The organism is Goodfellowiella coeruleoviolacea, assembly GCF_024171785.1.
In the GTDB taxonomy this organism is placed as follows: domain Bacteria; phylum Actinomycetota; class Actinomycetes; order Mycobacteriales; family Pseudonocardiaceae; genus Goodfellowiella; species Goodfellowiella coeruleoviolacea.
This window is the reverse complement of the sequence record NZ_JAMTCK010000007.1, coordinates 206,959-227,260: the sequence shown is the minus strand read 5'-3', so window position 1 is coordinate 227,260 and position 20,302 is coordinate 206,959. Positions and strand designations below refer to the sequence as shown.

Here is a 20,302-nt window from a genome sequence, read left to right as displayed (position 1 = left end):
CGCGGTCCACCCGGCCGGTGCGGGACCGGGCGGGCCAGGTGATCGTGGGACCGGCCGGGGCGGAGGTCAACCATTCGGGGGTACCTTTTGGCCGACGCTGAGGGAAGTGCCCGCCGCTGCGCCCGTTCGGGCGAGCGCCGCCGTGGTCCACTCGGCCCACGATCGGGGCACCGCCAGCGCCCTGCCCGACCCACCCGCGCGGTCCACGCCCGACCGGCGGGAACCGACGGCGTCGCCCAGCATGGACGGGTGCACCGCCGGGACGAGCGCGGGAGACGACGTGGGGCATGACGGACGCGACCCTGGGCCGCCCGAGGTCGTGCTGCCCATGCTGGCCGTGGCCGGGCCGACGCCGACCGGGGCGGGCTGGGCGTTCGAGTTCAAGTGGGACGGGGTGCGCGCGGTGACCGCGGTCGGCGGCGGCGAGGTGCGGGTGGCCAGCCGCAACGGCAACGACGTCACCCACTCCTACCCGGAACTGGCCGTGCTGGGTGACCTGCTCGCCGGCCACCGGGCCGTGCTCGACGGTGAGATCGTCGCGCTCGGCCCGGACGGCCGACCGTGGTTCAGCCTGTTGCAGCAGCGCATGCACGTGCAGCGGCCCAGCGGGGTGCTGCTCACCCGGGTCGCGGTCACCTACTACCTGTTCGACCTGCTGTGGCTGGACGGTCAGACCCTGGTGGACCAGCCCTACCAGCGGCGCCGCGCGCGGTTGGACGAACTCGTGCCGCGCGGCGCCACACCCCGGATCTGGGTTCCCCAGTACTACGCGGACATCTCCGGCGCGCAACTGCTGGAGGTGGCCGGGGAACACGGGCTGGAGGGAGTGGTGGCCAAGCGGCTGGCCTCCCGCTACGAGCCGGGCCGGCGCTCGGCGGCCTGGGTGAAGACCGCGCTGATGCGCACCCAGGAGGTGGTGGTGGGCGGCTGGAAGCCGGGCGAGGGCCGCCGCGCCGGCACCATCGGTTCACTGCTGCTGGGCGCGCACGACCAGGCGGGTCGGCTGGTCTACGTCGGCCACGTGGGCACCGGGTTCAGCGACCGGGTGCTGCGCGACCTGCGCACCCGGCTGCGGGAACTGGAGCGGCCGGGCAGCCCGTTCGACACGCCGGTGCCCAGGGAGCACGCGCGCTACGCGCACTGGGTGGACCCGGTGCTGGTGGGCGAGGTGGAGTACCGCACGCTCACCGCCGAGGGTCGGCTGCGCCACTCGGCCTGGCGCGGGCTGCGCCCGGACAAGACCCCCGACGAGGTCAGGCTGCCCGAGCCGGCCTGACCCGCGCATCACCACGGCACCTCGGTCCCGTCCCAGGAGAAGAACCCGCCGGTCGGCCCGTCGTCGGGCAGCAGGGCCAGCCGGACCGCGCCCGCCGCGGCCTCGGCCGGGTCGCCGTCGCTGGCGGCCGCGCGCGGGTTGAGGTCGGTGTGGCGCAGGCCGGGCGCGAGCGCGTTCACCTTGACACCGTCCTCGGCGAGTGCCTGGGCGTAGTACACGCTCACCGCGTTGAGCGCGGTTTTGGACGAGCGGTAGGCGGCACTCGTGCCGGTGAACCCCCGATGCTCACCGCGGGTGCTCCAGGCCAACGACCCGGTTCCGCTGGAGATGTTGACAACGCGGGGCCTGCGGGAGGCCCGCAGCGCCGGCAGGAACGCGTTGGTGACCGCGATGACACCGAACAGGTTCGTCTCGTAGGTGCGGCGGAAGCTGTCCACGTCCGCCTCGGTCGGTGGCCGATCGTCGACCAGGATGCCGGCGTTGTTGACCAGGATGTCCAGCCGCTCCACCTGCTGGGCGGCGGCCGCGATGCTGGCGGGGTCGGTGACGTCGAGCACCAGCGGCCGGGCGCGGCCGCCGATCTCCGCGGCGGCCCGCCGGCCCCGTTCGGGGTCGCGGGACCCGACGTGGACGGTGCACCCGGCGTCCGCGAGCTGACGGGCGATCTCCTTGCCGATGCCCTTGTTGGCGCCGGTGACCAGTGCGATGAAATCGTTCACGGCAGCGACTCTCGCGGCGGCGGCTCGGCCGATCCAGGGACAACCGATCCCTGGCTGTGCGCCGCCAGGCAACGCTCCGACCGGAGGTGGACACGATGGCCAGACAGGAGCTGGCCCGGTTTCTGCGCGACCGGCGGGAGCGCCTGCGCCCTGCCGACGTGGGCCTGCCAGCGGGTCCACGACGCCGCACGCCTGGGCTGCGCCGCGAGGAGGTGGCCCAGTTGGCCGCCGTGTCCGTGGACTACTACGCCCGGCTCGAACAGTCCCGGGGCCCGCACCCGTCACCGCGCGTGCTGGACGCCATCGCGGCCGCGCTGCGGCTGGCCCCGGCCGAGCGCGGCCACCTGTTCCGGTTGGCCGGCGCGTCCCCGACCGCACCGCCGCGGCTGGTGCGCCGGGTCCGCCCGCACGTGGCCGGCCTGCTGCGCCGGATGCCGGACACCGCCGCCATCGTCACCGACGCCAGCTACCAGGTGATCGCCTGGAACCCGTTGGCCGAGGCCCTGCTGGGCGACCTGCGGACCGAACCGAACCTGGCCCGGCGGCGCTTCCTGGCCGGCGACTGGCCGGCCAGCACCGACTTCGCCGAGGCCGGCGCGATCGTGGTGGCCCGGCTGCGGGCCGCCGCCGCGCGCTACCCCCGGGACGAGCGACTGGCCCGGCTGCTGACCAAACTGCGGGCCGCCAGCGAGGAGTTCGTCGCGCTCTGGGACGTCGACCCGGTGCACGCCCCCGGCCACCGGGTCAAGACGCTGACCCATCCCGAGGTTGGCCCGGTTCGGGTCAACTGCGACGTGCTCGTCATCCCCGAGGACGACCAGCAGGTCGTGTTCGTCACCGCCGATCCGGGCAGTTCCGCCGCGCGGGCGCTGCGCCGGTTGGCCCACACCGGCGACACCTCGGCTAATTCCGTTTGAAGGCCGGGCCGGGCGGACCACAATGCGGGAGGTGACCGATGCCGCACGCGCCGCCGCTCCCAGCGCCACCGCTCCCAGTGCCGCCGAACTCGCCGACGACCTGCTCGACGCCATCGCGGTGGAACGCCCGGTGGACGCCACGTTCGTGGGCATCCCCGGCCACGACCACGAACTGCCCGACCTGTCCGAGGCGGGTGTGGCCCGGCTGCGGGAGCGGGCCGCGCGCATCGCCGACCAGGCCGCCGCCTGCGCCGACCCCGACCGGGTCACCGTGGGGGTGGTCCGCCAGCAGGCCGAGTCGATGCTGGCCCGGCTGGACGCGCGCACCGTGGAGTTCGTGCTGGCCGACGCGTTCGAGTCGGGCGGAACCAACCCGCTGGCGATGCTGCCGCAGCTCACCCCGACCGGCCAGCGGGCCGAGACCGACCACCTGACCAGGCTGGCGGCCGTGCCCGACTACTACGCGGCGCTGGCGGAACGGCACCGCACGGGGCTGGCGGCCGGCCGGCTGCCGGTGGACCGGATGGCCCGCAACGCCATCGCCTACGTGGACCGGTTCCTCGCCCAGGACCCCAACCCGCTGCTCCACCACCCGCTGACCGGTGACCGCGCCGAACAGCGGGCCCGGCTGGTGGCCGAGCGGGTGCTGCCGGCGCTGGCCGGCTACCGGGACGTGCTGGCCGAGGAGGTGCTCGGCCGGGGCCGCCCGGACGAGCAGCCCGGCCTGTGCTGGCTGCCGGACGGTGCCGCGCACTACGCCGCGCTGGCCCGCCAGCACACCACCACCGACCACACCCCCGAGCAGCTGCACCGGATCGGCCTGGACCTGATCGCCGCGCTGGACGCGGAGTACCGGGAGGTCGGCGGCCGGGCGTTCGGGCTGGACACCGCCGAGCAGGTGCGGCACCGGCTGCGCACCGACCCGGCCCTGCTGTGGCGGGACGCCGAGGAGATGCTCGCCGTCGCGCGGGCGGCCGTGGCCAGGGCGAGCGCCGCCGCGCCCGCCTGGTTCCGCCGGCTTCCCCTGGCCGCCTGCGAGGTGCGGCCGGTGCCGGACGCGGACGCGCCGGTGGCCGCGCCCGCCTACTACATCGACCCGGCACCCGACGGCAGCCGGCCAGGCATCTTCTTCACCAACACCCACGAGGTCACCACCCGCACCCGGTTCATCGCCGAGGCGGTGGCCTTCCACGAGGCCGTGCCCGGCCACCACTTCCAGATCGCCACCGCCCAGGAGCTGACCGGTCTGCCCCTGCTGCGCACCCTCGCCCCGGTCACCTCCTACCAGGAGGGGTGGGCGCTGTACACCGAGCGGCTGGCCGACGAGATGGGCCTGTACTCCGACGACGTGATGCGGCTGGGCATGCTGGCCGAGGACTCGGTGCGGGCGGCGCGGCTGGTGGTGGACACCGGGCTGCACGCGCTGGGCTGGACCCGCCAGCAGTGCGTGGACTACCTGCGGGCGAACACCGTGCTGAGCGAGGTCGAGGTGCAGTCCGAGACCGACCGCTACATCGAGTGCCCCGGCCAGGCCCTGTCGTACATGGTGGGCCGGCTGGAGATCCAGCGGCTGCGCGGCCAGGCCGAGGCGGAGCTGGGCTCGGCGTTCGACCTCCGCGACTTCCACGACGTGGTGCTCGGCGGCGGGCCGCTGCCGCTGTCCGTGCTCGCCGACGTGGTGCGCGACTGGGTGGCCACGACCAGGGGCGCGGCCGGGGACCGCTGACTCAGGTGGTGGCGTGCCTGGTCGCGCCCAGCCAGCCGAGCAGGATCATCACCACACCCAGCACGAAGTGCAGCCAGTCGTCCGCGGTGTTGAGCGGCACGAAGTTGGCGGCGGTGCCCTTGCCGATGACCAGCCCGTACAGCCACAGCACCAGGTAGATCAGCCCGCCGACGATCAGGAAGGCCCTGGCCCCGGTCACCGTCCTGGCCAGGGCCAGGCCGACCAGCCCGAACAGCAGGTGCACGATGTTGTGCAGCACCGACACCTCGAACAGCCCGAACAGCATGGCCCCGGAGTGGTGGCCGGCGAAGCGCAGCAGGTCGTAGTGGGTGGTGATGCCGGGGATGAACCCGAGGATCCCGACCACCAGGAAGACCACGCTGATCGCGAGGGCCGCCGGCCGCACCAGACCGCCGTCGGTGGGCCGGTAGACCCGGCCGTGGGTGTGTTCGGTCACTGCTGTCCGTCCCTTCCCCGGAGCGAGGGCCCGGCACGCGGGCCGCGCGGCGGACCACCCGCCGCTCCCCGACTACCCCGGCGCGATACCCCCAAACGGCGCAGTGCCGTGACCCGTCGGCCGGTACGGGACGCCCACCGCGCCGCTCACTCGCCCGAGGGAGGCGCCGGCGGGACCGCCGTCAGTCCCGCTCGTACTCGTCCTCGGGCACCGCGCGCAGTTGTTCGACCACGTCGGCCGGGTTGGCCTCGATCGGCATCTCCGGCACGGCCGCCCGCCGGCCGGCCCCGCCGAGTTCGCCCTGTTCGACGGCTTCGCCGGGGTCGGCGGGTCGGTGCTGGTCCAGTGCGTCACCGGCCGGGGTCTCCTCGCCGAGGTCGGTCACCACCGTGGTGGTGGTCTCCTCGCGGTCCACCTCGTCGTTCCAGCCCCTGTCCAGGTCACCAGGTGTGCTCACCGGTTGTCTCCCCTCATCGGGTCGTCGGAGGTTGTCGTTGCTCGCGCCGCCCTGTCCGCGGCGCCCGTCGCGCCTGTCATGTCCGTCGCGCTGCTGTCACGACCGCTCACGCCTGGTCCTGGCCTGGCGCAGCTCCGACCACAACCGGTCGGGGTCGTCCGGCAGGGCCATGCCCTGCCCGCACGCGGCCTCGGCGTCCTGCCACAGCCGGCGCAGCCGGTCCGGGGTGAGCCGGGGGTCGCTGACCCCGTCACCGCGCAGCCAGCCCAACAGCTCGCCCCAGCCGGTCCACGGGCCCAGCCCGAGCACGTAGGCCACGTCCGCGCGGTCGTAGTCCAGTCCGGCCGTCCGCACCGTGGGTCGGTTCATGCCCGGCTGCCTGAACACCATGGCGTGCTCTCCCTTCTCGGGTCTCCCTTCCCCGCTCCCCGCCCCCGGCACGGCGGTCCCGGCCGGGGGCGACGTGGACATCGGGTACCCGGTGACCGCCAGGCCACACGAGAACCCGGGTGACCACCGGCTGGTGCAGCCGTCACTGGTGCAGCCGTCGCTGGTTCGGCCGGGGCGCTGGTTCAGCTGGCGGTCAGCCGGGCCAGGGTGCGGTCCAGTTCGGCGGCGAGGATGTCGCTGGCCGCGTCGGCGTCCCCGCGTGCCACGGCCGCCACCAGGTCGGCGTGCGCCGCATCGCCGTGCTGGGGGTGCTCGGCGCGCAGGTCGAGCAGGTCCACCAGGGCGATCAGGCCCTCGCGCAGGGCCGGGACGAACTCGGTGAACAGGTCGGTGAGCACCGGGTTGTGCGCGGCCGCGACCACGGCGGCGTGCAGGGCGATGTCCGCGTCGACGAAGGCGGCGTCGTCGGTGTCGGCGGCGCGGCGCGCGGCCAGGGCCGCCTGCATCGCGGTGATGTCGTCCGGGGTGCGGCGCCGCGCGGCCAGCCGGGCGGCCTGCACCTCGACGAGCGCGCGCACCTCGTAGACGTCGGTGATGGCGGCGCGGCGCAACCGGGTGGGCCAGTCCTCGGTGGGTTCGGTGGCGATGACGAACACGCCGGCGCCCTGGCGGGACTGCAGCAGGCCGGCACCGACCAGGGCGCGCACGGCTTCGCGCACGGTGGACCGGCCCACGCCGAGGGTCTTGGCCAGGCTGGTCTCCCCGGGGATCTTGCCGCCGACCGGCCAGTGGCCCTCGGTGATCTCGGCCCGCAGGCGCTCGGTGGCCTGTTCGACCAGGGGGCTGGGGCGGAGCGCGTCCAGCGGCATCCGGTTTCACCTCTCAGCTTGTCTGAGGAGTTGGTCGCGGCTACCGTACCCCGCATGTCGCCGCGCCGACTCCTGCTCCTCGGCTGCCGCGGCGGGGCCTGATCCGACCGGCACCCCGCTGCGGGGTGCCGTGCTGCCGGTCGCCGTTGCAGACCGAGCAGAGGAACTCCCACTCATGTCCACCCCCACCGGCGACCAGGTCGCCGTGACCAGGCACCGCTTCCCCACCCTGCGCACACCGGACGCGCCCGTGCCGGCGACCGCCCCCGCCTGGAACCCGCAGCGCCCCAGCGCCATGCCGCACCACCGCTACCGGTCGGCCCACGAGCGGGTGGCGATCCCGCTGACCGACCGCACCTGGCCGTCCCGCCGCATCGAGCGGGCCCCGCTGTGGGTGCCGGTGGACCTGCGGGACGGCAACCAGGCACTGGCCGAGCCCATGGACACGCCCCGCAAGCGGCTGCTGTTCGACCTGCTGGTGACCATGGGCTTCAAGGAGATCGAGGTCGGCTACCCGTCGGCCAGCCAGACCGACTTCGACTTCGTGCGGCACCTGGCCGAGAGCGACGCCGTGCCCGACGACGTGACCACGGTGGTGTTCACCCCGGCGCGCGCCGACCTGATCGACCGGACCTTCGCGGCCATCGCCGGCCTGCCGCGCACCGTGGTGCACCTCTACACGGCGACCGCGCCGGTGTGGCGGGACGTGGTGCTGGGCCGCGACCGCGCCGAGGTGCACGCGCTGATCCGGGACGCGGCCGCCCGGATGGACCGGTTGGCCAGCGCCCGCCCGGACGCGGACATCCGGTTCCAGTTCTCCCCGGAGGTCTTCAACCAGACCGAGCCGGACTTCGTGCTGGAGATCTGCGACGGGCTCACCGAGCTGTGGGAGGCCAGCCCGGACCGGCCGGTGATCCACAACCTGCCGGCCACCGTGGAGATCGCCACGCCCAACGTGTACGCCGACCAGATCGAGTACATGGACCGCCACCTGGCCCGGCGCGACTCGGTGATCCTGTCCGTGCACCCGCACAACGACCGGGGCACCGGGGTGGCCTGCGCGGAGCTGGCCGTGCTGGCGGGCGCGCAGCGCGTGGAGGGCTGTCTGTTCGGCAACGGCGAGCGCACCGGCAACGTTGACCTGGTCACCCTGGCGCTGAACCTGTACGCGCAGGGCGTGAACCCGATGGTGGACTTCTCCGACATCGACGTGGTCCGGGACACCGTGGCGCACTGCAACCGGCTGCCGGTGCACCCCCGCCACCCCTACGGCGGCGAACTGGTCTACACCGCGTTCTCCGGCACGCACCAGGACGCGATCAGCAAGGGCATGGCCCACCACGACCGCGAGGCGGCGCGGTTGGGCGTGCCGGCCGGGCAGGCCCCGTGGGCGGTGCCCTACCTGCCGATCGACCCGGCCGACGTCGGGCGCGGTTACGAGGCGGTGATCCGGGTGAACAGCCAGTCCGGCAAGGGCGGCATCGCCCACCTGCTGCGCACCCAGCACGGGCTGGACCTGCCAGGTCGGCTGCGCGTGGACTTCTCCCGGGTGGTGCAGGCCGCCACCGACGACAGCGGCCAGGAACTCACCGCCAAGGACCTGTGGGAGCTGTTCCGCGCCACCTACCTGGCGCCCGGCCTGGGCGAGGGCCGGGTGTCGCTGGACGCGTGGACCACCGAGCAGGTCGGTCCTGGCGAGCACCGGTTCAGCTGCGAGTTGCGGGTCGGCGAGGTGGTTCGGCACCAGCAGGGCACGGGCAACGGCCCGCTGGCCGCGTTCGTGGCCGCCCTGGCCGGAGCGGGCATCGCCGTGGACATCCTGGACTACACCGAGCACGCCACCGGCAGTGGCCTGGACAGCCCGGCAGTGGCCTACGCGGAATGCCGGGTGGGCGAGGTGGTCCGCTGGGGAGCCGGCCAGGACACCTCGGTGCTGACCGCGTCGGTGCACGCCGTGCTGTCCGCCGTCAACCGGGTCGGCTGAGCTACCGGTCCCGAGGACGCAACGGGCCCGATGCCGTAACAGGCCTCAACAGGACTCATGCCGTAACAGGCCTGATGGCCCAGCGGGCCCGATGACCTAACGGGCACTGTGGCCCCGGGGCGCTCGTCGGCGTTCCCGGGGCACGCCCCCGGCCGTCACCACCAGGTTCCGTTGCTGTTGCTGTTGCTGTTGCTGTTGCCGCTGCTGTTGCTGTTGCCGTTGCCGTTGTCGGCCGCCGGCGGATGGGTGGGTCGCGTTGGGAAATGATTGATAAGTGTGGTCCCGTTGGCTGCTGTTCCGACTGCAGCCAAGACTTCCGCATATGCAGGTCCGGTCGATCCCTGGTTGCCCTTCTGCCGTCAAGTCGCAGGGATAGAACACCCGTTCGAGTGATGAAAAGGGTGGGTGGGCTGCCTAACCTGGACATATGCAGGGGGAAACCGGGGGGCTGCTCGACACCATCGTCGAGTACACCAAAATGATCAACATCATCGAGGGCCTACGCATACAGGCCCTCGCCGAATACAAACGCACCCACGAACAGCCGGAATTCGCCGCCGCGGAACTCGCCGTGGCCGCACGCTGGACCCAACACCACGCCAACGCGCAGTTGTCCTTGGCGACGGACCTGGCCACGCGGTTGCCGGCCACCCTGGCGGCATTGCAGGCCGGGACCATCGACACCTACAAGGCCAGGGTGATCTCCGAACTCACCCTGCCACTGGACCTCGAACAGGCCCGGCAGGTGGAAGCCGAGATCCTGGCCAGGGCGGCCGAGCAGAACAGCGCCACCCTGCGCCGCCGCACCCGCGAAGCCGTCCAGCGCATCGACCCTGAGGGCGCGGAGCGGCGGCACCGCCACTGTGCCCAGGACCGCACTGTCCAGTTGCGGACCTGCGACAACGGCATGGCCGAACTGTCCGCCTACCTGCCCGCCCACCTCGCCTTGGCCGTCTACGACCGGATCACCACCGCCGCCTGCCAGGCCCGCACGCCCGACGACCAGCGCACCGCCGACCAGCGACGCGCCGACGCGTTCGTGGACCTGTGCCTGGGCGAGGCCGGCTACCAGGCACAGATCCAGGTGACCGTGGCGGCCAGCACCCTGCTCGGCGTGGACAACCAGCCCGGGGAGTTGGCCGGGTACGGGCCCATCCCCGCCAGCGTGGCACGCCAGATCGCCGCGGAGGGCACCTGGCGGCGCCTGCTCACCGACCCGGTCAAGGACACCCTGCTCGACTACGGCCGCCGCACCTACCGGCCACCCGCCGCGTTGGCCGACTTCGTCCGGGCCCGGGACAAGACCTGCCGGTTCCCCGGCTGTCTTCGCCCGGCCAACAAGTCAGACCTCGACCACCACGTGCCGTTCCCGCACGGCGACACCTCAGCGCACAACCTGACCACGTTGTGTCGGCACCATCATCGGGTCAAGCACAGCGGCCGGTGGCAGTCGAAGCGCCGCGACGACGGCACGGTGATCTGGACCAGTCCGAGTGGCCGCCAGTATTCCCGGGAACCCGAACGCATTATCGGCAGTCAACCGGTAGCCGCCAACGATTCTCCCCCACCCCTCTAAGTAAATCTCTGCGAAATGACGGCAGAAGGGTGCGCGACTACGCAACCGGCGGCCAACGCCGGCAAGTCTGGGATGCGGTCGGAACAGCAGCCAACCGGACCACACTACTCAATCATTTTTCCCAAGCCGACCACCCACGAACCGGTGTCCGCGTCGCCACCGCTCACCCTCGCACGCCGCGCCGCCGGAGCGGGTGTGCCGTCAGGTGGAGGTCTCGCCCGAGTCGCTGACCGAGCACACCGGTAGGTCGACCGTGTCCCCGCGCCACAGGTAGCGCACGTGTGTTGCCGGGGGCCGGCGGCGCAGCTCGTACTCGAAGTTGGACAGTGGCGAGCGGAACACCCCGTAGTCGTCGTAGTGCACCGGCACCGCACGCCGGGGTCGCAGCAGGTGCAGCAGGTCAACGCCCTGCCGACCGTCCATTGTGACCAGTGCACCGAACACCCTGGTGCCGCCCAGGTGCACCACGGCCAGATCGATCTCGGGGAACCGCCGGCCGATCTCGGCCAGCTCGTCGTACACCAGGGTGTCGCCGGTGAGGTAGATCCGCAGTGGCCGCAGCCCCGGCCCGGCCTGGTACTCCACCAGGGTGCCCATCACCGGCGGCAGCAGTCGACCGACCAGGCCGAAGCCGTGCTGACCAGGCAGCGAGGTGAGCCGGAGGCTGGCCGACCCGCTGGTCAGCCGCTGCTCGCTCCACGTGGTCATGGGCACGGCCTCGGTGAACCCACCGGACCGCAGTTTCTCGGCCGCCTCCGGCGTGGTGAAGATCGGTGTGTCCGGTTCGAGGTGCCGGCGGGACATCCGGTCGAAGTGGTCGCCGTGCAGGTGCGAGAGCACCACCGCGTCCAGCTCGGGCAGCTGGCTGATGCCGATCGCGGGATCGGTGCGCCGCCGGGAGAACAGCCCCTTGCCCAGGTAGACCCACTGTCCCTGGCGGACGAAGTTCGGGTCGGTCAGCACGGTGAACTCGCCCAGCCGCATCAGCACGGTCGCCGTGCCGATGAACGAGAGCGAGCAGAGTGCTGCACTACCGGCCATGCCCACCGGGTACCCGACCGGCCCGGTGCCATTCGCCCGCTGTCACGCCCTGTCCGGCTGGACCGGTCAGCACTCCGCGCCGGGTTTCGCGGTTTCGCGCCGCCGGCCGGGGGCACCCCAAGCCCATGCTGCGTTCGCTGATCCGCGGGGCCGTGGCCGGGGCGGCCGGCACCACCGCCCTCAACGCCGTCACCTACCTGGACATGGCCGTGCGCGGTCGGCCGGCCAGCTCGTCCCCCAACACCAGTGTGGAACGGCTGTCCGAGCGGTTCGGCATCCCCGTGCCCGGCAGCGGGGAGCAGCGGGACAACCGGGTCAGCGGACTGGGAGCGCTCATGGGCCTGTGGACCGGTGTCGCGGTGGGCGCGGCCTACGGGGCCGCCCGCGGGCTGGGCTGGCACCCCTCGGTGCGCACCGCCGCTCTGGTCACCACCGGAGTGGCCATGGCGGGTTCAGCGGCCCCGATGGCCGCGCTCGGCGTCAGCGACCCGAGGTCGTGGAGCGTGTCCGACTGGGTCAGCGACGTGCTGCCGCACCTGGCTTTCGGCCTGGTGACCGCGGCGTCCTACGCGCTCGGCCCGCCGCGCCGCCGCCACTGAACCGGCTGCGGCACCGGCTGCGGCACCGGCCGCACCCCCGAGGCGGCACGGGCCGCACCCCCGAGGCGGCACGCCAGTCCCTCACGCCGTCTCATCGAGCAGCCCGGCCTGCCCGGCCAGCGCCGCGGCCTCCGCCTTGGTGGCCACCCGCAGCCGGCGCAGCAGGGTGGCGGTGAGCCGCTTGGCCGTCCGCTCGGACACGTGCAGCGCTGCGGCCACCTGAGCGGTGCTGCGCCCCTGGGCCAGCAGCCGCCACAGCTGCCGGTCCTCGTCGCTGAGCCCGGCCACCCGGCTGTCGTGGCCACTCGCGGCGCGGCTGGCCAGCCGGTGCAGTGCCGGCCGGGGAACCACCGCCCACCCGTCGGCCATGGCCAGCAGCGGTCGCAGCAGATCCTCGGGTGCAGCGCTCTTCACCAGGATTCCGCTCGCCCCGGCCGACATCGCCGCCAGCGCGAGGTCGGTGCCGTTGTCCGCGCTCATCGCCGCGATGGGCAGGCACGGGCTGGTGCGGTGGATGGCGGCGATGGCCCGCAACCCACCGGGCGCTGGCAGCCCCAGGTCGACCAGGGCCAGATCGGGCCGGCAGCGGCGCACCAGCCCGGCGGCGGCACCGGCCTGGTCGGCGCTGGCGATCACCCGCACCCGCGCCTGGCTCATCGAGGACAGCAGCGCGGACAGCCCCCGCACGAAGATCGGCTGGGCGTCCACCACGGCAAGGCGGATGTCGGACATGAGCGGGTTACTCCGTCCCTCGGCACTGGTCTGGCCCACGGCACCACTCCTGGTACCCGGCTTCGGTGGAGTTATCGCGGAGTTCACCCGGCCGACCCGGGCGTTCGACGGTCAAACCCGGTCACCGCGGCCCGTCCGGGCCGAGCCTGGCCCGCCCGGGCCAGCGCGTCGTCGCCTACTGGTGAGGGTGCGCGCACTCCCCGCGCCCGACACCGACAGGAGGTCTTGATGTTCGTTCACACCCAGGACTTGCAGTTCGAAGCCAAGCCGGAAGCCCCGGACGCCGAGTACGCCAACCGCCTGCAGGAGGTGCTCGGCGGCAAGTGGGGCGAGATGACCGTGGCCATGCAGTACCTCTACCAGGGGTGGAACTGCCGGCTGCCCGGCAAGTACAAGGACCTGCTGCTGTCCACCGGTACGGAGGAACTCGCGCACGTCGAGATGCTGTGCACGATGATCGCGCGCCTGTTGGAGTCGGCGCCGCTGTCGGCGCAGGAGGCGGCGCAGCAGGACAACCCCATGCTCGCCGCGGTCTTCGGCGGTTCCAACCCGCAGCACAGCATCGTCAACGGGGGCGGGGGCTACCCCTACGACAGCAACGGGGTGCCGTGGAGCGCCGCGTTCATCACCTCCAGCGGCAACCTGCTCGCGGACTTCCACCTCAACGCCACGGCCGAGATGCAGGGCCGGCTCCAGGTGGCGCGGCTGTACAACATGACCGACGACCGGGGCGTGAAGGACCTGCTGAAGTTCCTGCTCGCCAGGGACCACCTGCACCAGATGCAGTGGCTGGCCGCGGTCGAGGAACTGGAGTCCGACGGGCTGGGCGGCATCCCGGTGCCCGAGGCGTTCCCCGTGGAGGAGCAGCACCAGGAGTACGCCAACAAGGTCATCAAGTTCAGTGACGGCAACGCCATTGGCGAGGGCAGGTGGGCGTCCGGTCAGGCCGCGGACGGGCGCACGCGGTTCGAGCTGGCGGACCGGCCAGAGGCGCACGGCGAACGGCCGGTCCTGCCACCGGGCGACCCCCGCCTGTACGGCACCCCGCCCCAGACCGCGACCACCGGCGCGCACTCCACGGTCTGAGCCGCCCGGTGACCTGGTTGAGGGGGACGAGCGGGTCGTTGGCGCACGCCGCGCCGGCGGCCCGCACACCTGTCCAGACGAGCCAGGTGAGTCAGGTGATGGTGAGCACCGGGGCGGCCACCGCGGGGCGACGGCCGGTGGCCACCCGGTCGAGCACCACCAGGCCGAACCGGTCCACCGGACGGGGCAGCGGCTGCCCAGACCGGAAGAACCGGAACTCCGCCGGCAGATCCGCTTCCGCCCGCATGGCCGCGAGATCCTCCGGGCTGGGTGGCCTGGCCACCGACCGGCTCACCGTGCCGGCCCGCTGCCCGATGCGCCGGGCGGCAACGGGCTCGGCCAGACTGGTGCTCTCCGCTGGCAGCCGGGGCGCGCCACCGCGCCAGGCGGTGAGCCCCGGGGTGCTCCACCCCGCCACCAGGACCACCAGGTCGATGTCGGTGTGCTCGCTGTCCGCCTCGGCCGGATCGTGCGCAGAACCGTCCACTGTGTCCACACCGGTCGCGCTGTCCCGCGCCAGGGCGGCCGCGGACACCGGGTCCGTGCCGACCGGTTGCCTGGCCACGGCGTGGCCGGGTGAGGTGGTCCTGCGGTCCTCGGCCAGGCCGCGCACGGACAGGGTCGCGTCCCGGCCGGCGTGCAGGTCGTGCACGACCGCCCACTCCCGGTCGGTGAGCGAGTCCACCCCGGCCAGTCGCGCGGCCTGCTCTGGTTCCAGTGCCTGCCCGGGCACTGGCCGGCGGAGCGGCCAGGACGGGTACACCGGTCGCGGCCACACGTAGGGCAGGTCGTCGGGCAGGTCGCCGAACAGCGGCCGGTAGTGCTCGGGTTGCTTGCGCAGCAACGCGGAGCGGTGGCTGGTGTGCAGGGCGGGACTGCCCAGCCACGGCGGCAGCAGACCCTCCCGCAGGCAGTCCACCCACCGGGGTTCGACGCCGCCGGTGTAGTCCAGCAGCTGACCGCGCATGGCGTCGGCGTGGCCGCGGGCCCGCCACTCGTCGCACACGGCCACCCCGTAGCTGACCAGTGCGGGCACGAACCCCCGCCACATCCTCACCGCGGGGTGGTGCTTCCAGCCGTACCTCGGCCACACCACGGCCCGCAGGATCTGGGCCACCTCGACGCGCTGCTTGCCGAGCCGGCGCGAGTCCAGCAGTCGCGCCGACTCGGCGAAGTGGGGTGCTGGCAGGAACGTCTGCACGGGAAACCCCTGCTGGGGTGCGGTGGGCGGCTACCTGGCGACCACGCGGAACGAGGCCAGCTCGGGGTCGGCCGCGTCCGGGATGAACATGCCGGCGGCCTTGCCCGTGCGCAGGTAGTCCACGACCGCCTCGGTGATCACCTCACCGGGCAGCACCGCGGGCACGCCCGGCGGGTACGGGCTGATCGTCTCGGCCGCGATCCGGCCAACGGCCCGCTCGGCCGGAACCTGCTCGGCCGGGCCGAAGAACGCGTCCCTGGGCAGCATGACCTGCTCCAGTTCCAGCTCACCCGGCGCGGGCAGCGCGATCGGCTTGGCCGGCGGCAGCTCCTCGATGTGCTCCACCAGGGCGCGCAGCGCGCCCACCAGCCGGCCGGTGGTCTGGTCGTCGTCGGCCACGGTGATCTGCGCGGCCATCCTGCGGTGGTCGGACAGTCCCATGTCCACACGCTGGTGCTCGCGCAGCCACTCGTTGGCGTCGTAGCCGGACCGCCCGAGGTCGGTGAGATCGACCATGACCTTGAGCGGGTCCTGGTCGTCGGCCAGCGTCGGCCCGACCAGCCCGTCCCGGGGGATCACCCGCAGCCCGGCAACGCCGTGCAACTCGTCGCGCACCTGGTCGGCCAGGTGGATCGCCCGGTCCAGCAGTTCCTTGCCGTGCTCCACCATCTGCCGGCGCCACCCGTCCAGCCCGGCGAACATCAGCGCCGAGGGGCTGGTGGTGTCCAGCAGGGCCGCCCTGGCCTGGAGCACCTTGCTGTCCACCCGGTCGCCCCGCAGGTGGAACACCGACCCCTGCTCAAGGCCACAGCCCATCTTGTGCACGCTGGTCACGCACAGGTCCGCGCCGGCGTTCATCGCCCAGGTCGGCAGTTCGGGGTGGAACGGCAGGTGCGCGCCCCACGCCTCGTCCACGATCAGCGGGCGGTCGTGCTCGTGGCACAGGTCGGCGGTGGTCCGGATGGCCGCGCACCCGCCGTAGTCGGTGGGCGTGATCAGCAGCATGCCCTTGGCGTCGGGCGCGTCGGCGAACGCTTGCCGCACCTGGTCGGGGCCGGGCGGGTGGGCCAGGTGGTGGCGCTCGTCCCAGCGCGGGTGCACCCACACGGGCTGCACACCGCTCAGGATCAGCGCGGACACCACCGACTTGTGCGCGTTGCGCGACACCAGCAGCTTCTCCCCCGGCCCGGCCACGGCCAGCATGGCGCTCTTGACCGACAGTGAGCTACCGCAGGTGGAGAAGAACGCCTCGTCCGCGTGCACGGCGTCGGCCATCAGCTCCTCGGCCTCAGCCAGCACACCGTTGCTCATCTGCCGGTCGTCCAGGCCGTTCATCAGGATGATGTCCGAGGCGAACACGTCCCTGCCGACGATGTCGAGCACCCGTGGATCGGTGCCCCGCCCCTGCTTGTGGCCGGGTGGCAGGAACGACAGGTGTCCGCGTTCGCGGTAGCGCTGAATCGCCTCCAGTACCGGCGCCCGTGAGTGGTCCACGTCCACACCTCCTTTCCCGGCATGTTGCCCACTCCCCCGCACGGGCAAACCCACCCGTGACCGGTGACGCCCCACCCGCTTGGTTGATCACCGCACTACGGGATCACGGCCAGGAGATCAGCTGTTCCTGGTCGAGTTCCGACATGGCCGTGCGCGCCCGCTTGATCAGATCCGGCCGGGTGGCGGCAAGTGCGAGCAGATCGACTCCACGAATTACGTCAGCCAGGTCGGGGCAACCGGCCGCGGGGGCGAAGACGTGCCCGCGTTCGTGCAGTCGCAGCCACGCGTCCACCACCACGTCCGGAATGGACTCCAGCGCCCGTTCCACGTCCCAGTGCCGCGCCAGGATGTCCAGCAACACGATGTCATCACCGCCGAGCCCCAGCCGCCGGCAGACACCGGCCCACACCAGGCTCCCCGCTCCGGTCATCAGTTCTTCGAGCAACCCCTCGTCCACCGCCGGATCAGTGCAGACGAGGTCGGCCACGAACGTCGCCAGCCGCTTAGCCGGGCCGTTCCAGTACTCCAGAATCGCCGCCAACTGCGCCACCGCTCCCGGGTACCAACTCCTCCGCTCGTCGGCGTCCGCGGCGGCCAGCAGCCGAGAAACCACATGGTTGTCCGTCACCCAGTTGCCCTCGGCGACCTGGACAACGGCACGCATCCGATCGCTCAACGGCTCAACCTCGTGCCGCAGCAGGTCAGCGTGGCGATCACACAGAAAATGCAGCTCCCGGTCGCTGGTGATCAGGTGGATGCGTTCCCCGCGAGGCCACTTCTCGCGGTGCAAACCGGTCGCCCAGACGACGTCGACCGGCGGCACCGGCTCCGGCGCGGAGGTGATGCGCAGGCGGATGTCCCGTTGCCCCTCGTGCCACAGGCGTTCCAGGTGCAGCAGATTCACCAGGGTCCACCAGTGCGCGATCCGCGACTTCCAGTGCAGGGCTTCCCGACGCCACCTGTCCACCACGTCATCCGCGTCACCGAACAACTCGTCGCCGAACAACTCGCTGCCCAGCAGTTCGCCCCGGACGACAACGGCGAGCAGCACCAGGTTGACCCGGTAGGTCGCAGACCGGGTGGACGGTGTCAACTCAACCGGCTCGTACCGCGTGAACCTGTCCTCGTGCCGGGGCTGCTCCGCGAGCTGGAACAGCTGCCCGACCAGTGAACCGAGGGCGTCTCGCCGCTCGGGCGCGGTCGCGTTCGCCAGCTCCTGCAGGAACGTGACCACGGGAGTGCGGGAACACAGCGGCGCGAAGGAGAGCAGGGCGCGCAGTTCGCTGTCGTCAGGTGCTTCAACTCGCATTCGTCGTGGCTTTGACTGTTCCACCTGGAGGATGTCGCCCAGGATCCGCCAGATGTGCCTGGCCACCAGGAACTCGCCGAACGTGGCGTGCAGGAACTCGTACGTGCGCAGGGTTTTCTCGTCCCGCACCGCTTCGGCGCGCTGGATGAAGAAGAACCGGCCGAGCACCGCCTCGCCCGCGCCGAGCGGGGTGCGGGTGCCGGTGCGGTCCGGCTGGACGTTCAACAGCGCGCCCAGGTCCTGGTCGAGGTCGTGTTCGGTGACCCACTGGGTGCCCCGGTTGAACATCGCGAACGCCACCACGGACAACCGTTCCAGCTCGTCCTTGATGTCCTCGCGCAGGGCGTCCTCGGTGCGGTCCACCTGGTCCTTGACCACCTCCCGCCGGGCGAACCTGGTGAGCAGGCGCTCGTACAGCTCAGCCTCGCCAATGGTGTCCCGATTGCGCTGCAACGCGTTGCCGTCCGCGTCGTAGAGCGCGAGCATCAGCAGCAGCAGGGGTTGTTCCGCCAGGGCGGGATAAGTCATGGCGGTTTCCACGCTCAGCGACGACAAACCGTTGGCGGCGAAGAAACTCCCGTTCGCCGCGTTCCACGCCTCCAGCCAGCGGGCCACCTGCTGCTCGTCGAACGGCAGCAGCCGCATCACGGTCGCGTCGTCCGGGATGGTCGCGCGGTCGGCCACGCTGATCCGGCTGGTCACCACGACGGCCACCGGGTGCCCCCGGTCGACGCTCTCCCGTTGGAACTGCGCGATCCTGGTCAGGTAACCGGTCTGGCTGACACCCGTCGCCTGGAGCAGTTCGTCGAACCCGTCGAGCAGCACCACGGGCAGTGCCGGCGGGGCGGTTCTGGCCAACCGACCCCAGGAAACCTGCTCGTGCAGGGCGGCCCGCAGGCCGTGCTCGATCTGCTCGACCAGGTCCGCCTCGGTGGGGACCGTGCGCAGTTCCACCCGCACGACCATGAAGTCGGTCGCCGGCAGCCGGGCCGCCAGCACCTTGGTCAGCACGGACTTGCCCGAGCCGGGATCACCCAGCACGAGCAGGGGTTTGCGGACCGCCTTCGGGGAGGTCAGGTACCCGGTGAGGAATCGGTGCACGTCGTCGCGCGCATCAGTGTTGTCCCACCAGGAAGTCTGGGCCGGCGTGCAGGTCGCGTCCACCTCGCACGCCTGGAAGCGCGGGTCGATGTAGCAGTCGGCGAGCAGCGGGATGGTCAGGCCGTCGGGGACCTCGTCCGGGTTGATGATCGGGTGGTTGAGCACCGCGCGGTAGGTGCGGGCGAGTTCGGCGCGGTACTCCTGCGGGGTGTTGCCGAGCGCGAGCGAGCCGAGTAACCGCTCCACCTCCGCCAGGGCCTTGTCCACCTCGCGGACCGCGCCACGCGTCGCCTGACCGTCCCGCAGCGACAACCAGAAGCCGAACTCGGGGCAGTCGACCGCGAGTCGCCCCAGCAGTTCCTGGTAGCGGCGGCCGGCCACCTCGGCCAGGGTCTCGCCCAACGCCGCGGCGAGCCGGCCCTGCTCGGTCTCGGTCAACCGGTCCCAGACGGCCAGCCCCCTGACCAGGTCGGCCAGTTCTTCAGCCAGCCGCTGGTAGTAGGACCTGACGAACTTCAGGTTCTCCTCGTGCGAGCGCTCCGGGATCGCCAGTGGCAGGGACAGGTTCGCCAGACCGGACAGCCAGGGGCCGGCCTTGGCCAGCACCACCTGCCGTTCCCTGGTCAGCTCCAGTTCCCTTGAGTTGACCGGGATGTCCAGTTCGTCGAACGCCTCGAAGAACGCGGTGAGCACGATGACGGCGTGCGCGGCGTGCAGCCGCTGGGTGCGGTCGTAGCGGGACAGACCAGTGCGCTTCTCCGCCGCCTTGGTCACGAACTCGTGGCACAGCCGGATGAAGTCGGACTTGGCGTCGAACCAGCCGATCAGGCCGAACAGGTCGAGCGCGGACCCGCCGAGCAGCGCGCCGCTCAGGATCTTGTCCAGGGCGTTGACGAGCTTGCTCTCCCGGGCGCCGAGCAGTTTCACGGCTTCGGCGTAGCTGAACGTGCTCACCGCGCATCGGTCCTTCCGCGACGACAGGGGCACGCTCATCCTGCCGTGCGGCCCGGCCCTGACGGGCCGGGATCAAGCAAACGCCGGTCAGGCTGGCCCGAAACCGACGTACGGGTGCAACGGGATGATCTGGAAGTTGGACATCTTCTTCTGTGCCAGCGGGAGGGTGGCCACCACGGCTTCGGCGTCGGCCGGCGAGTCGGCCTCGACCAGGAAACAGGCGCCCTTGATGTCGCCGCGCGACCAGATCTGCCGGACCGCGCCGGTGGCGAAGAGCTGGCGGACCGTGTCGGTCTCCTCGGGCAGGACGGCCGCGTAGTCCTCGTCGGTGAACCGATCGCTGTACCGGTGGGTAATGACCATGAACTGCACCTGTTGAGACTACAACCAGGTGGTCCGTTCAGCAGTCGTCCG

18 protein-coding genes are annotated in these 20,302 nt (G+C 72.1%); 7 read left to right on the top strand and 11 right to left on the bottom strand.

Annotated elements, in window-relative coordinates:
• Positions 1 to 328: 328 nt before the first annotated feature.
• The gene (gene ligD, locus LX83_RS16990) at positions 329 to 1,276 is read left to right on the top strand and encodes a non-homologous end-joining DNA ligase (protein ID WP_253772794.1); all 948 of its coding nucleotides are present in this window, start codon (positions 329 to 331) and stop codon (positions 1,274 to 1,276) included.
• Positions 1,277 to 1,284: 8 nt separating this feature from the next.
• Here ligD and LX83_RS16985 read toward each other — a convergent pair whose 3' ends face one another.
• Positions 1,285 to 1,995 (bottom strand): SDR family oxidoreductase, encoded by a 711-nt coding sequence (locus tag LX83_RS16985; protein ID WP_253772420.1) that lies wholly within the window; start codon positions 1,993 to 1,995, stop codon positions 1,285 to 1,287.
• Positions 1,996 to 2,090: 95 nt separating this feature from the next.
• On the opposite strand from LX83_RS16985, the gene LX83_RS16980 reads away from it, so the two are divergent.
• Both LX83_RS16980 and LX83_RS16975 read left to right on the top strand, forming a co-directional pair.
• On the top strand, positions 2,091 to 2,912 hold the full coding sequence (locus LX83_RS16980; RefSeq protein WP_253772418.1) for a helix-turn-helix transcriptional regulator: 822 nt from the start codon (positions 2,091 to 2,093) through the stop codon (positions 2,910 to 2,912).
• A gap of 31 nt (positions 2,913 to 2,943) precedes the next feature.
• Positions 2,944 to 4,638, top strand: a complete 1,695-nt coding sequence (locus LX83_RS16975; RefSeq protein ID WP_253772415.1) for a DUF885 domain-containing protein — start codon at positions 2,944 to 2,946, stop codon at positions 4,636 to 4,638.
• Position 4,639: 1 nt separating this feature from the next.
• Here the strand turns inward: LX83_RS16975 and LX83_RS16970 are convergent, their stop codons facing one another.
• The 4 genes from LX83_RS16970 to LX83_RS16955 form a co-directional block, all read right to left on the bottom strand.
• Entirely contained in the window at positions 4,640 to 5,047 is a 408-nt protein-coding gene (locus LX83_RS16970; protein WP_301328419.1) for a DUF4383 domain-containing protein, read from the bottom strand.
• A gap of 229 nt (positions 5,048 to 5,276) precedes the next feature.
• Complete coding sequence (locus tag LX83_RS16965; protein ID WP_253772413.1) at positions 5,277 to 5,552, bottom strand: hypothetical protein; 276 nt, start codon at positions 5,550 to 5,552, stop codon at positions 5,277 to 5,279.
• A gap of 96 nt (positions 5,553 to 5,648) precedes the next feature.
• Positions 5,649 to 5,942: a hypothetical protein gene (locus tag LX83_RS16960; RefSeq protein WP_253772411.1), complete on the bottom strand. Its 294-nt coding sequence runs from the start codon at positions 5,940 to 5,942 to the stop codon at positions 5,649 to 5,651.
• 182 nt (positions 5,943 to 6,124) lie between these two features.
• The gene (locus LX83_RS16955; RefSeq protein WP_253772409.1) at positions 6,125 to 6,811 is read right to left on the bottom strand and encodes a FadR/GntR family transcriptional regulator; all 687 of its coding nucleotides are present in this window, start codon (positions 6,809 to 6,811) and stop codon (positions 6,125 to 6,127) included.
• Positions 6,812 to 6,986: 175 nt separating this feature from the next.
• Between LX83_RS16955 and leuA the strand changes: the two genes are divergently transcribed.
• Entirely contained in the window at positions 6,987 to 8,795 is a 1,809-nt protein-coding gene (gene leuA / locus LX83_RS16950) for a 2-isopropylmalate synthase (RefSeq protein WP_407649596.1), read from the top strand.
• A gap of 427 nt (positions 8,796 to 9,222) precedes the next feature.
• Entirely contained in the window at positions 9,223 to 10,371 is a 1,149-nt protein-coding gene (locus LX83_RS16945; protein WP_253772407.1) for an HNH endonuclease signature motif containing protein, read from the top strand.
• Positions 10,372 to 10,572: 201 nt separating this feature from the next.
• Here LX83_RS16945 and LX83_RS16940 read toward each other — a convergent pair whose 3' ends face one another.
• Positions 10,573 to 11,412: an MBL fold metallo-hydrolase gene (locus tag LX83_RS16940; RefSeq protein WP_253772405.1), complete on the bottom strand. Its 840-nt coding sequence runs from the start codon at positions 11,410 to 11,412 to the stop codon at positions 10,573 to 10,575.
• A 125-nt stretch (positions 11,413 to 11,537) separates the two neighbouring features.
• Between LX83_RS16940 and LX83_RS16935 the strand changes: the two genes are divergently transcribed.
• A complete protein-coding gene (locus tag LX83_RS16935; RefSeq protein WP_253772403.1) occupies positions 11,538 to 12,011 on the top strand; it encodes a hypothetical protein in 474 nt (157 codons plus the stop codon).
• Positions 12,012 to 12,092: 81 nt separating this feature from the next.
• Here the strand turns inward: LX83_RS16935 and LX83_RS16930 are convergent, their stop codons facing one another.
• Complete coding sequence (locus LX83_RS16930; protein ID WP_253772401.1) at positions 12,093 to 12,782, bottom strand: response regulator; 690 nt, start codon at positions 12,780 to 12,782, stop codon at positions 12,093 to 12,095.
• Between the two features lie 189 nt (positions 12,783 to 12,971).
• Between LX83_RS16930 and LX83_RS16925 the strand changes: the two genes are divergently transcribed.
• Positions 12,972 to 13,829 (top strand): manganese catalase, encoded by an 858-nt coding sequence (locus LX83_RS16925; protein ID WP_253772399.1) that lies wholly within the window; start codon positions 12,972 to 12,974, stop codon positions 13,827 to 13,829.
• Positions 13,830 to 13,920: 91 nt separating this feature from the next.
• On the opposite strand, the gene LX83_RS16920 is transcribed toward LX83_RS16925, so the two are convergent.
• The 4 genes from LX83_RS16920 to LX83_RS16905 form a co-directional block, all read right to left on the bottom strand.
• Entirely contained in the window at positions 13,921 to 15,030 is a 1,110-nt protein-coding gene (locus LX83_RS16920; RefSeq protein WP_253772397.1) for an MSMEG_6728 family protein, read from the bottom strand.
• A gap of 30 nt (positions 15,031 to 15,060) precedes the next feature.
• The gene (locus LX83_RS16915; RefSeq protein ID WP_253772395.1) at positions 15,061 to 16,524 is read right to left on the bottom strand and encodes an aminotransferase class I/II-fold pyridoxal phosphate-dependent enzyme; all 1,464 of its coding nucleotides are present in this window, start codon (positions 16,522 to 16,524) and stop codon (positions 15,061 to 15,063) included.
• A gap of 103 nt (positions 16,525 to 16,627) precedes the next feature.
• Positions 16,628 to 19,888, bottom strand: a complete 3,261-nt coding sequence (locus tag LX83_RS16910) for an NACHT domain-containing protein (protein ID WP_253772393.1) — start codon at positions 19,886 to 19,888, stop codon at positions 16,628 to 16,630.
• Between the two features lie 87 nt (positions 19,889 to 19,975).
• On the bottom strand, positions 19,976 to 20,251 hold the full coding sequence (locus tag LX83_RS16905) for a muconolactone Delta-isomerase family protein (protein WP_253772391.1): 276 nt from the start codon (positions 20,249 to 20,251) through the stop codon (positions 19,976 to 19,978).
• Positions 20,252 to 20,302: the final 51 nt, after the last annotated feature.